This window comes from Brevibacterium luteolum (assembly GCF_013004595.1).
In the GTDB taxonomy this organism is placed as follows: Bacteria; Actinomycetota; Actinomycetes; order Actinomycetales; family Brevibacteriaceae; genus Brevibacterium; species Brevibacterium luteolum.
In genome coordinates this window covers 537,871-550,372 of the sequence record NZ_JABEMC010000001.1, presented here as the reverse complement: position 1 = coordinate 550,372, position 12,502 = coordinate 537,871, and the positions used below count along the sequence as shown (strand labels likewise).

Here is a 12,502-nt window from a genome sequence, read left to right as displayed (position 1 = left end):
TGCTGTGGTGCCGGCCACAGCCGAGACGGAACGCACCTCGGGCACGGGGCCCACGCCTCGGAAACGGAACCCGCGCCTCGGGACCGGTCAGCCGACCTCACGGCCAGTGGTCTCGTGGGCGAAGATAGCCATGACCGTCACGGCGACGACGGCGAGCGCACCGGTGAGGACGAACGTCCAGGTCAGGCCGAGCAGCGGCCACATGATGGAGCCGAAGATCATCGGGGCGATGCCGGTGGCCACCCGGGAGGCCGAGGACGCCCAGCCGAAGCCGGAGCCACGCAGGCGGGTGGGGTAGAGCTCGGAGACGTAGGTGTACAGCGCCGGGACAGCCATCTGGATGAAGAAGCCGAAGGCGAGGATGCTGACCTTGGCGAGCAGGTTGAGCTCTGCACCGGATTGGCCCAGCGAGATGGCGAAGACGACGAGGGCCGCTGCGGCCACCAGCGAGGTGGTCCCAAGCATCCACTTGCGTCCGGTGGTCTCGATGAGCACGACAGAGACGATGACACCGAGGATGCCGATCGCGGTCATCTGGCCGGTGAGGAGGAAGGCGGCCTGGTCGCCCAGACCCTGTTCGCGCAGGATCTTCGGCAGCCAGGTCAGGGCCGCGTAGTACAGCAGCAGCACGGAGACGAACAGCAGCCAGGCGGTGATGGTGATGCGGGCGGAGTAGCGCCACAGTTCGGCGATCTGGCCCGAGGCAGCCGAGAGCGATTCGCCCAGGCCCTTGCGCGGGGGCAGCGGTTCGATGGCGTCGTGACGCCATTCGGTGACCGGGCTGCCTGTGCGCTCGATGAGGCGGGTGAGCACTGCGTCGGCTTCGTCCTGGCGGCCGGCGGCCATGAGGTACTTGGGCGATTCGGGGATGAACAGGCGCACAAAGACGATGAGCAGGGCCGGAAGCACCATGACGAGCATGATGTGGCGCCAGTCGCCGAAGTCGAGGATCCAGGCTGAGACGAAGGCGCACAGGGTCACGCCGATCGGCCACCAGCCGTCCATCGCAGTGAGCACGCGGCCGCGGTGCTTGCGTGGCGTGAACTCGCCGACGAGGGCGTAGTCGACCGGGATCGCACCACCCAGTCCGAAGCCTGCGAGGAAGCGGAAGGCGAGGAACAGGCCGATGTTCGGAGCGAAGGCTCCGGCGATGGTGAACAGGGAGAAGAACAGCAGGGTCAGTGTGAAAGCGCGCTTGCGGCCGATGCGGTCGGCGATGCCGCCCCACACGACGGCGCCGAGGGCCATGCCGATGAGGTTGGCGGTGGCGATCCAGGCGGCCTGGCCGATGGTGAGGTTCCAGTGGTCGGACAGCAGAGGGATGAGGAAGCCGTTGAGGGCGACGTCCCAGGCATCGAACATGAAGCCCAGGCCGCCGATGATGAAGATGGCGCCCTGCGTGTGCCACTTCCACGGCAGGGTGGCGAGGACTTCGTCAGCTGTCGGCGCCTCCGAGGCGGTGGCGCGGTCATGGGTGATCGGCATGAGGCGCATCGTACTCTTTTGCACATGTCTGAGCAAAAGGAGAGGTGAGCGAGGTGGAGGGGAGGTGGGCGAGGGGCAGGGTGGGGTGGCGGGTGGAGTGAGAGCTGGGCCCGAATGAGGCCCGGGACCCAGCCGCAGCTGCCACGCGGCGGGCTCGACCGAAAAGTTAGTAAAGCTATTCATGGTTTAGGGCCTCGAGAACATGAATAGCTTTACTGAATTTCATCAGGGACCGCGTCCGGTCATCGGGGACCGCTCGCCATCACCTAGCACGGCCCCACTGTCACCAAGGGCCGCACGCCATCAGCAGAGATTCCTCGCCGTCACCCGGGACGACTCACCATGAACAGGGACGGCCCTTAAAGCCAGACACCAGCCTCGACTCCACGAGCCTGACCAGCGAGACCTCGGCTCAGCCGTCGGCGAGCTTGTACAGCCAGCCGTTGGTGTCCTCGGCGCGGCCGTACTGGATGTCGAGCAGCGTTTTGCGCAGAGACATAGTGATCTCGCCGGGCTCCTCACCGTGGTCGATGGTGAAGTCATCGGAGACGAGCTTGCCGATCGGGGTGACGACGGCAGCGGTGCCGCAGGCGAACGCCTCAACGATCTCACCGGCGGCGTGGCGCTCGCGCCATTCGGCCACTTCGATCTTGCGCTCTTCGACACGGAGCCCCAGCTGGGGTGCGAGTTCGAGCACCGACCGGCGGGTGACGCCGTCGAGGATCGAGTCGCCGAGCTCCGGGGTGATAAGGGTGTTGTCGCTGGTGACGAGCATGAGATTCATGCCGCCGAGCTCTTCGAGGTACTTGCCCTCGGCCGCGTCGGTGAACAGCACCTGCTGGCAGCCGTTGGCCGCGGCCTCGTCACCGGCAGCCAGCGAGGCGGCGTAGTTGCCGCCGCACTTGGCGAATCCGGTGCCTCCGGCGCTGGCGCGCTTGAGGGTGCGCGACAGCCAGATCGACACCGGCTTGATGCCGCCGGGGAAGTACGGGCCGGCAGGAGAGGCGATGACGTAGTAGTCGACCTCGTGGCTGGAGCGCACGCCGAGGAATCGCTCGGAGGCGATCATGAACGGCCGCAGATACAGCGACACCTCATCGAGATCGTTCTTCGGCGCCGACGCCCAGGCGGCATCCACCGCAACGAGCTCGGACAGCGAGGCGAGGAAGTCCTCCTCGCTCAGCTGCGGCAGGGCGATCCGCTCGGCGGAGCGGGCGAGGCGGGCGGCGTTGAGCTGCGGGCGGAACGTCCAGATCGAACCGTCGGCGTGCCGGTAGGCCTTGAGACCCTCGAAGATCTCCTGCGCATAGTGCAAGACCGCCGCAGCCGGATCGAGGATGATCGGGCCGTAGGGCTTGACGGTGTGGGCGTGCCAGCCCTGGGCGCGCGTGAAGCGGATGTGCGACAGGTGGTCGGTGAAGTGCTCGCCGAAGCCAGGCTTCTCCTTGATCGCCTCTCGCACCAGCTCCGGAGCCGGCTGCATATTCTTCAGAACCTGAAATTCAGTCATCGTCGCTTTCCGATTCGTCTGGTGCTCAACGTCGTATGGGATGAGGCACACTGTAGCGCCTCGTCTCCTAGGTTATGGCATCGCCCCGTGCCCGAGGCGGTGGCTGGGTCTCAGCCGCCGATCCGGGCGGCGATCGCGTCGCCGACCTCTGCCGTTGTCCGCTTGGCCACGCCGCGTTCGGCGAGATCGGCTTCGACGGCGGTCTGGATGGACTTCGCCACGACCTCCATGCCGAGGGTCTCGGCCATGAGGGCTGCGGAGAGGATTGCGGCGGTCGGGTCGGCGATGCCCTGCCCGGCGATATCCGGGGCCGAGCCGTGGATCGGCTCGAACAGACTCGGGGCGGTGCCTTCGACGTTGAGGTTACCGGAGGCGGCCAGGCCGATGCCGCCGGTGACGGCCGCGGCGAGGTCGGTGAGGATGTCGCCGAAGAGGTTGTCGGTGACGATGACGTCGTAGCGGCCCGGGTCGGTGACCATGTAGATGGTGCACGCATCGGTGTGCTCGTAGTTGACGGACACCTCGGGGTACTCGGCGGCGACGTGCTCGACGACCCGGCGCCACAGGTGCCCGGCGTGGACCATGACATTGTGCTTGTGGACGTAAGTGAGCTTCTTGTTCCTGGCCTGGGCCTTGGCGAATGCGAAGCGCACGGTGCGCTCGACGCCGTACCAGGTGTTGACCGAGACTTCGGTGGCGACTTCGTGAACAGTGTCCTGGCGCAGGTTGCCGCCCTGGCCGGTGTAGGAGCCCTCAGTGCCCTCGCGCACGACGAGGAAGTCGATGTCGCCGGGCTCGGCCAGCGGCGATCGGGCTCCGGCGTAGAACTTCGAGGGCCGCAGGTTGACGGCGTGTTCAAGGCCGAAGCGCATCTTGAGGATGATGCCGCGCTCGAGCACACCGGAAGGCACCGATGGGTCGCCGCAGGCGCCGAAGTAGATCGCGTCGTAGTCGCGCAGCTGGGCGAGCTCGTCATCGGTCAGCGTCTCACCGGTCTCGTGCCAGCGGCGGGCCGATGCCTCGAAGGTGGTGGTGTCGAGGGTGACGGGCTCGCCGGCGGCCTCGATCGCCCGGTTGAGGACCTTGAGGCCCTCGGGCACGACTTCGGTGCCGATTCCGTCACCGGGCATCACTGCGATCTTGTGCGTCGTCATGGGGATCCTTCCTCGCGGTAGCTCACTGCCACCCTATGAACGCGTCTCATATGACGACTTGCCGTCTTGCATCCTGAACACGGTGCGCTGGGGAAGTGACCGCCGCGCATTTGCTCCGTAGACTCACCTGCATGGCTCACTCTCTGCGCAACACGCGCGCCGCGTCCCTTCCCGCCAAGCTCAGCCGCTCCTGGCTGCTCATCAATGCCGCCAAGAAGGAGACCTTCGAAGCCGCGCAGACCTCGGAAGCCGATTCACTCATCTATGACATGGAAGCCGCCGTCCCTGCCGACAAGAAGGGCCTGGCCCGCGACAACGTCGTCGCCGCGCTGGACAACGGCATGGGCGGCTGGGTGCGTGTCAACTCGATGGGCACCCAGGAGTGGGAGGACGACCTCGCCGCCCTCAACGGCACCCCGGGCCTGCGCGGCGTCATACTGCCCAACACCGAACGCCCTGAACAGGTCACCTACACCGCCATGCGCGCCGGTGCCGGCGTGCCGGTGCTCGCACTCATCGAGACCGCTCGCGGGATCGAGAACGCCACCCGCATCGCCGAGGCGCCGGGCACCTTCCGGCTGGCGCTGGGCACCAATGACTTCCGCAAGGACACCGGTGTCGCCGATGACCCGATCGCCTTGGCCTATGCACGCTCCCGTCTCGTGGTCGCCACCCGCGTGGGCGGGCTGCCCGGCGCGATCGACGGACCGAGCCCGGTCGGTGCCGACATCGGCCGGGTGACTGAGGACTGCTTGTGGACGATGAAGATGGGCATGACCGGCAAGCTCGTCATCGACACCGACCAGATCCAGACACTCAACACCGCCCTGGCCCCGAGCGAGGACGACCGCGCATGGGCGCGCAATATGCTCGCCGAGGCCGAAAGCACCGACGACATCGTCGACGGCTCCTACTTGCCCCGTCTGGCACGCGCGAAGAAGATCGCTCAGCTGGCCGATTCCTACGGCCTCTGGAACGCCTGATCACCCCGACGACAGGCCGGCCGCAGCCGCCGAGCCGCCGTCGAGCCAGGAGGCGATCTTCGGACGCACCAAACGCGAGGGCGCCCCGCTGCCCGGCGGAGGCGAATTCGAGGCCTCAGACTCCTCACTCCCGCTCCCCGGCACCGCGGTGCCGCACCCCACACAACGGCAGTGTGCCTCGGGCACGGTCGAGATCCGTCCCCGAGGCGTCCTGCCGCAGGTGCCCGACAGCCGGTGACCGGCCGGCCGGGTGTCAGTCCTCTTCGAGGCAGACGGCGGTGAACTGGGAGGCGTCGACAGCACCGGCGAGCGCGTTGACGGTCTCGGTCGGGATCGCGCGGTCGACGGACATGACGGCCAGCGCCTCGTCGCCGGTGGAGCTCGGCGAGACCTGCATGCCGGCGATGTTGACGTCGTTGCGGCCGAGCGCCTGGCCGAACATGCCGATGATGCCCGGGCGGTCCTCATACTGGAAGATGAGCATGTGATCAGCCAGCGGCATCTCCATCTCGAACCCGTTGATGCCGGTGAGCTTCTGCACCTGTTTGGGCCCGGTCAGGGTGCCGGAGACCGAGACGCTGGAGCCGTTCGAGGTTGCAGCCGTCAGGGTGATGACGTTGCGGAAGCCCTCGACGATCTCGCTGGTGCGCAGTTCGACACCCACGCCGCGCTCCTCGGCGAGCATCGGAGCATTGACGTAGGACACCGGGACGGAGACGACGTCGCGGAACAGGCCCTTGAGGGCGGCGAGCTTGAGCGCGGAGACGTCCTTGGAGGAGATCTCGCCCTGCACGCTGACAGTCAGGTGCGTGACCGACGAGTCGGCCAGTGCGGAGGTGACGCGGCCGAGCCGCTCGACGAGCGGGATGCCCGGTCGCACGTCGGGATCGATGGCCCCGCCTGCGACGTTGACGGCATCGGGCACGAGCTCACCGGAGAGCGCCAGGCGCACCGACTTGGCCACGGCCACACCGGCCTTCTCCTGCGCCTCGACAGTCGAGGCGCCCAAGTGGGGGGTGACGTTGACGCAGTCCTGCTCCATGAGTGCGGAGTGCTCCGGCGGCTCCGTCGCCCACACGTCGATGCCGGCGCCGGCGACCCGGCCGTCGGCGACGGCCGCAGCGAGGGCCTCTTCGTCGACGATGCCACCGCGGGCGACGTTGACGATGCGCACGCCCGGCTTGGTCTTCTCGAACGCCTCAGCGCCGATCATGCCGATGGTCTCCGGGGTCTTGGGCATGTGCACGGTGATGAAGTCGGAACAGGCGAACAGCTCGTCGAGCTCCATGACGGTCACGCCCATCTGCGCGGCGCGCGCCTGGGTGATGTAGGGGTCGTAGCCGACGAGTTTCATGCCGAAGGCGCGGGCGCGTTCGGCGACCAGCGCGCCGATCCGGCCGAGGCCGATGATGCCGAGGGTCTTCTCGTACAGTTCAACGCCGGTGAGCTTCGAGCGCTTCCACTCCCCTGCCTTAAGCGAGGAGTTCCCGGCGCCGAAGTTGCGCGCGGAGGCGAGGATGTGGGCCATCGTCAGCTCGGCCGCGGAGGTGATGTTCGAGGTCGGGGCGTTGACGACCATGACGCCGGCGCGGGTGGCGGCGGGCAGGTCGACGTTGTCGAGGCCGACGCCGGCACGGGCGATGATCTTGAGCTTACCGGCGGCGCTGATGGCCTCCTCGTCGACCTGGGTGGCCGAGCGAATGAGGATCGCGTCGACGTCGGCGATGGCGGACAGCAGTTCGCTGCGGTCGGCTCCGTTGCAGTGGCGCGTCTCGAAATCGGGTCCCAGGGCGTCGATGGTCGCAGGCGACAGATTCTCGGCGATGAGCACCACAGGCTTGGTCACGTTTCCTCCTTGCAGCGGCGCCGGCTCGTAAGCGTCGCGATGTTACAGATGAGTCAGGCAGCCGCGCCCGCGTGCGTGCAGGGCCGGCGGCGTGCGCTTCCTATCGTAGTGACCCCTTGCGAGGGCATTCGCAAGGGGTCACATGATAAGAACGGCTCCCGGTCCCGAGGCGGGGCTCACCTGGCCCGAGGCGGTGGTCACCAGCGCGGAGGCGGTTCTCACCTGCCTTGCCGGGCGGGTCAGAATCCGTTGGGTCCGTATGGGGCGCGTTCGAGGGCGAAGAGCTCCCGGGCCCGCACGGCGGCGTCCTCGGTGTGCTCGGTGATCCGGCCGGCCCGGGCGAGGATGACCGGGTCGGCACCGCCGAGGTAGATCGAGCCGAGTTCGGCGACGCCAAGCTCCAGGTCGACAGCATGCGAGGCCGAGACCGCCTCGACGGTCGCAGATCCATCGGAGGCGGTGATGGAGAACGTGCCGTCGGCGAGGTTCATGTCATCGCGCACCCGGATCGTCAGCTGTCCGGCAACCGGCCACGGGCGGGCTTCGAGGGCCTTTTTGACGTCGAGGACGCGCAGCCATACGGCGTCGTGCTGGTCCTTGATCTTGACCCGGCGCGGGTTGTCGACCAGCCACGGCAGCGGCGAGGTCTGGGCGGCTTCGTCGTAGATGACGCGGTCGACGAGGTCGATGGCGGCGACGAAGGCCCACAGCGACGAGTAGGCGGCATCGGAGACGGCGATGAGGTCGATGACCTCGACGGTCGGCGGGTCGGTCTTCCAGCCCATGAACTTGTAGCTGACGTAGCCGTCGGGGTTGCCGTCCTCGTCGTAGTGCAGGGCCGCACGCACATCGCGGTCCTCTTCCCCGGTCTCGGGGTTGACGGTGCCCGAGGCCATGTCGACATAGGCCTGCTGGCGCTCGATGGCACCGGGTGAGCGCTGCATGAAGCGCTCGTAGATCTGAGGGGCGAGCTCGGTCAGCACCGAGGCCGGGCACATCTCGACGCGGCGGTCGGGTTCGCAGGCGAGTTTGAAGCCCGGGGAGGTGTCGATCTCGACAGTCGACATCCATGTCGAGGTGCCGAACCCGAAACGGGTGTAGATGCCGCCCTCGGTCACGGTCAGCGCTGCCAACGGGTAGCCGGCGGCCTTCGCTTCGGTGAGGTTGGCGGTCATGAGCGAGCGCAGCAGCCCGCGCCGGCGATGCGTCGGGCGCACCGTCACCCAGGTGATGAGGTGGGTGGGGATGAGCCGGCCGCCGCCGACGTTCATCTTCTTCTCGAAGTGCGCAAACGTCGCCACCGGGGTGTGCGGCTCATAGGCATACGGCAGGTTCTGGTCGGCGTAGACGGCCGTGAGCACCCGCTTGTCGGCGATCGTGCGGCGGGCCTTCTTGACCAGTGCCTCGTCAGTGAGCTTGCGGTCATGGAACCCGGCGGTGACGATCTGCAGGTAGGCCGCGGTCTGCGCGTCGGGCACACCCTTGTCGTCGACGACGGGCTCGAAGGTTTCGAAACGGTAGTTAGTCACGACACAACACTAGCCGAACCTGGCACCCCTGCATCCGAAAATCGGCTACCACCTCGGGCGCGGCCTCCACCTCGGGCGCGGCGACACAGCTGTGGCCCGGCCCATGCGGACCGGGCCACAGCTGTCGACTCTCAGGAACCGGCAGGGGCCTTCACCAGCCTCAGCCGCTCGCACAGCACCGCTGGATCAGCGGGCGGCGGTGCCTTCGGTGTAGTCGTCGTCGGTGTCCTTGAGCCAGGCGAACATCTTGCGCAGCTCCCGGCCGGTTGACTCGATCGGGTGCTTCTCCTCCTTGGCGCGCAGCTCGTTGAACTCCTTGGCGCCGTTCTTCTGGTCGTCCATGAAGCGCTGGGCGAAGGCACCGGACTGGATGTCGGCGAGGACGGCCTTCATGTTCTCCTTGACCTCCGGGGTGATGACCCGCGGGCCGGAGACGTAGTCGCCGTACTCAGCGGTGTCCGAGCACGACCAGCGCTGCTTGGCGATGCCGCCTTCGACCATGAGGTCGACGATGAGCTTGAGCTCGTGCAGCACCTCGAAGTAGGCGATCTCGGGCTGGTAGCCGGCCTCGGTGAGGGTCTCGAAGCCGTACTGCACGAGGTGGGAGACACCGCCGCAGAGCACGGTCTGCTCACCGAACAGATCGGTTTCGGTCTCCTCGGTGAACGTCGTCTTGATCGCACCCGCGCGCAGGCCGCCGAGGCCCTTGGCGTAGGAGAGCACGGTGTCCCAGGCCTTGCCGGATTCGTCCTTCTCCACGGCGACGAGCACGGGCACGCCGCGGCCGTCGACGAACTCGCGGCGCACGACGTGGCCTGGGCCCTTCGGGGCGACCATGATGACGTCGACACCCTCAGGCGGGGTGATGTAGTCGAAGCGGATGTTGAATCCGTGGGCGAAGACGAGCGTGTCGCCGGGGCTCAGCTGGTCCTTGATCTCGCTGTTGTAGATGTCGGCCTGCACTTGGTCGGGGGTGAGGATGACGACGACGTCAGCCCACTTCGCGACCTCGGCCGGGGTGCCGACTTCGAGTCCCTGCGCGCTGGCCTTGTCACGGCTCTTCGAGCCTTCGGACAGGCCGATGCGCACGTCGACGCCGGAGTCGCGCAGGCTCAGTGCGTGGGCGTGGCCCTGCGAACCGAAGCCGATGACGGCGACCTTCTTGCCCTGGATGACGGACAGGTCAGCATCGTCGTCGTAGAAGCGCTCTGCCATGGGATTCTCCTTGTGTAGGGGTCTGGTGGTGCTGGTCAGCGGCGGGATCGCCCGCCGCCGGGTCTTGTCTCAATAGTAGTGCCGGAACCTGAGACGGATGCGTGGGTGTCCGGATTCTGTCAGCTGGTCTGGTGGTGCTTCCGCGCCCGAGGCGGTGGTTCCGTTCCCGAGGCGGTGGGCGCCTGGTCTCACACGCGCGGTGCCCGGTCGGTCATCGACTTCGATCCGCGGCCGATGGCGACCGTGCCGGATTGCACGATCTCCTTGATGCCGAAGGGTTCGAGCACCTGGCGCAGCGCGTCGAGCTTGCTGCGTTCGCCGGTGGCTTCGACACAGATGGTGTTGGGACCGACGTCGACGATGTGCCCGCGGAACATCTCGACGGCACTGGCGATCTGGGGCCGGGCGGCGGCGTCGGCCCGGACTTTGAAGATCATGTGCGCGCGCCTGACCGAGGCCTCGGGTTCGAGCTCGACGATTTTGATGACGTTGACGAGCTTGTTCAGCTGCTTGGTCACCTGTTCGAGGGCGACGCTGCCGACGTCGACGACGACGGTGATGCGCGAGAGCTCCTCGCGTTCAGTGGTGCCGACAGCCAGGGAGTGGATGTTGAAGCCGCGCCGGGCGATGAGGCCGGTGAAGCGGGTGAGGACGCCCGGCTTGTTCTCGACGAGCACAGAGAGGGTGTGACGGCTCATGCCTGACCTTCCTCCTCTTCCTCTGCCCCGAAGTCCGGGCGCAGATCGCGGGCGTACTGGATCTCATCGTTGCTGACACCGGCGGCGACCATCGGCCACACCATCGCATCGGGTGGGACGGTGAAGTCGATGACGACCGGTCTGTCGTTGACCTCGAGTGCCTGCTCGATTGCGGCGTCGACGTCGTCGTTGCGTTCGACCCGCAGGCCGACGGCGCCGTAGGCTTCAGCGAGCTTGACGAAATCGGGCACGCGCACGGTGTTGTGGCCGGTGTTGAGGTCGGAGTGGGAGTAGCGGCCGTCGTAGAACAGCGTCTGCCACTGCCGGACCATGCCCAGTGAGGAGTTGTTGATGATCGCGACCTTGATCGGGATCTTGTTGATGACGCAGGTGGCCAGCTCCTGGTTCGTCATCTGGAAGCAGCCGTCGCCATCGATCGCCCACACCTGCCGGTCGGGTTCGCCGACCTTGGCACCCATGGCTGCCGGCACGGCGTAGCCCATGGTGCCCAGGCCGCCGGAGTTGAGCCATGAGCGGGGCCGGTCGTAGGTGACGAACTGGCTGGCCCACATCTGATGCTGGCCGACACCGGCGCAGTAGATGCCCTCGGGGCCGGTCAGCGCGGAGATCCGCTTGATGACGTACTCGGGGTCGCACAGCCCTTCGCTGTTGTGCTCGTATCCCAGCGGGTAAGTGCTCTTCCACGAGTTGAGGACCTTCCACCAGGCTTCGTACCCGGTTTCGAGCACGTCGGGCTGCTGTTCGCGCAGCTCGCTGTGCAGCTGGCGCAGCACCTCGGCGGCGTCTCCGACGATCGGCACATCGGCGAACCGGTTCTTGCCGATCTCGGCTGGGTCGATGTCAGCGTGGATGATCTTCGCCCGTGGGGCGAAGGAACCCAGGTCGCCGGTGACGCGGTCGTCGAACCGGGTGCCCACGGCGATGAGCAGGTCGGCCTTCTGGAAGGAGGCGACTGCGGCGACGGTGCCGTGCATGCCCGGCATCCCGAGGTGCTGCTCATGGGTGTCGGGGAAGGCCCCACGCGCCATGAGGGTGGTGACGACCGGGATCTTCGTCGCCTCGGCCAGGGCGAGCAGCTCCTCTTCGGCTCCGGAGCGGATGACGCCGCCGCCGATGTAGAACACCGGCCTGCGGGCGCCTGCGATGAGCCGGCCTGCCTCGCGGATCTGCTTGGCGTGCGGCTTGAGCACCGGGCGGTAGCCCGGCAGCTGCGGCTCTTCCGGCCAGACATAGGGTGCTGTGCTGGCCTGGGCGTCCTTGGTGATGTCGACAAGGACCGGTCCGGGGCGTCCGGTGGAGGCGATGAGGTAGGCAGACACGATCGCCTGCGGGATGTCCTCGGCACGGGTGACGAGGAAGCTGTGCTTGGTCACCGGCATCGTCATGCCGACGATGTCAGCTTCCTGGAAGGCGTCGGTGCCGAGCATGTTCGAGGCCTGCTGGCCGGTGATCGCCATGATCGGCACGGAGTCCATGTGCGCATCGGCGATCGCGGTCACGAGGTTCGTCGCTCCGGGCCCGGACGTCGCCATGCACACGCCGACCTTCCCGGTGGCCGCGGCGTAGCCTTCGGCGGCATGCCCTGCGCCCTGCTCGTGGCGGACGAGCACGTGGTTGATCTTCTCGGAGTCGAGCAGCGGGTCGTAGGTCGGCAGGATGGTGCCGCCGGGAAGCCCGAAGACCGTGTCGACGCCCAGGCGCTCAAGGGTGCGCACGACTGCTTGTGCGCCGGTGAGCATCTCCGGTTCGTGATAGTCGCTGCGCCTGGCCGGGGCGGGGTGCGCCGGGCTCGGCGTCGGCGGCTGCGGAACGGCCTGTCGGGCCGGTTGCGGTGCCGGGGCGTGAGATCCCACGGAGACTCCTTTGGTCTGGTCATAAAAAACGCCCCGTACCGGATCGGTATGGGGCGCGCGGATCGTCGTCAAGCGACAGCTTACGGGTGAACCGCGCGCTGCATAATGAGGACGACGAGAATGTTGCTCATGACCCCCATCATTCCCGTCAGCGATGGGCATGTCAAATGCCGGCCGGTAACGTCCGCCTGGTGGGACGACTATGATT

Annotated in this window: 9 protein-coding genes; 1 reads left to right on the top strand and 8 read right to left on the bottom strand. The window is 67.2% G+C overall.

Annotation, left to right across the window (positions count from 1 at the left end):
- Positions 1 to 87: 87 nt before the first annotated feature.
- The 3 genes from HLA91_RS02555 to HLA91_RS02545 all read right to left on the bottom strand — a co-directional run bounded on the left by HLA91_RS02555 (position 88) and on the right by HLA91_RS02545 (position 4,149).
- A complete protein-coding gene (locus tag HLA91_RS02555) occupies positions 88 to 1,485 on the bottom strand; it encodes an MFS transporter (protein ID WP_170273370.1) in 1,398 nt (465 codons plus the stop codon).
- A gap of 412 nt (positions 1,486 to 1,897) precedes the next feature.
- The gene (locus HLA91_RS02550; protein ID WP_170273369.1) at positions 1,898 to 2,995 is read right to left on the bottom strand and encodes a branched-chain amino acid aminotransferase; all 1,098 of its coding nucleotides are present in this window, start codon (positions 2,993 to 2,995) and stop codon (positions 1,898 to 1,900) included.
- A gap of 110 nt (positions 2,996 to 3,105) precedes the next feature.
- Complete coding sequence (locus tag HLA91_RS02545) at positions 3,106 to 4,149, bottom strand: 3-isopropylmalate dehydrogenase (protein ID WP_170273368.1); 1,044 nt, start codon at positions 4,147 to 4,149, stop codon at positions 3,106 to 3,108.
- A 131-nt stretch (positions 4,150 to 4,280) separates the two neighbouring features.
- Here HLA91_RS02545 and HLA91_RS02540 point away from each other — a divergent pair, with 131 nt between their 5' ends.
- Positions 4,281 to 5,132 (top strand): HpcH/HpaI aldolase/citrate lyase family protein, encoded by an 852-nt coding sequence (locus HLA91_RS02540; RefSeq protein ID WP_170273367.1) that lies wholly within the window; start codon positions 4,281 to 4,283, stop codon positions 5,130 to 5,132.
- 253 nt (positions 5,133 to 5,385) lie between these two features.
- Here HLA91_RS02540 and serA read toward each other — a convergent pair whose 3' ends face one another.
- The 5 genes from serA to HLA91_RS02515 form a co-directional block, all read right to left on the bottom strand.
- A complete protein-coding gene (gene serA, locus HLA91_RS02535) occupies positions 5,386 to 6,978 on the bottom strand; it encodes a phosphoglycerate dehydrogenase (protein ID WP_170273366.1) in 1,593 nt (530 codons plus the stop codon).
- A gap of 239 nt (positions 6,979 to 7,217) precedes the next feature.
- Positions 7,218 to 8,507, bottom strand: a complete 1,290-nt coding sequence (locus HLA91_RS02530; protein WP_170273365.1) for a GNAT family N-acetyltransferase — start codon at positions 8,505 to 8,507, stop codon at positions 7,218 to 7,220.
- A gap of 186 nt (positions 8,508 to 8,693) precedes the next feature.
- The gene (gene ilvC / locus HLA91_RS02525; protein WP_170273364.1) at positions 8,694 to 9,722 is read right to left on the bottom strand and encodes a ketol-acid reductoisomerase; all 1,029 of its coding nucleotides are present in this window, start codon (positions 9,720 to 9,722) and stop codon (positions 8,694 to 8,696) included.
- Positions 9,723 to 9,910: 188 nt separating this feature from the next.
- On the bottom strand, positions 9,911 to 10,420 hold the full coding sequence (gene ilvN, locus HLA91_RS02520; RefSeq protein WP_165882485.1) for an acetolactate synthase small subunit: 510 nt from the start codon (positions 10,418 to 10,420) through the stop codon (positions 9,911 to 9,913).
- A complete protein-coding gene (locus tag HLA91_RS02515; RefSeq protein ID WP_239557146.1) occupies positions 10,417 to 12,180 on the bottom strand; it encodes an acetolactate synthase large subunit in 1,764 nt (587 codons plus the stop codon). Before HLA91_RS02515 ends, ilvN begins: the two co-directional genes overlap by 4 nt.
- Positions 12,181 to 12,502: the final 322 nt, after the last annotated feature.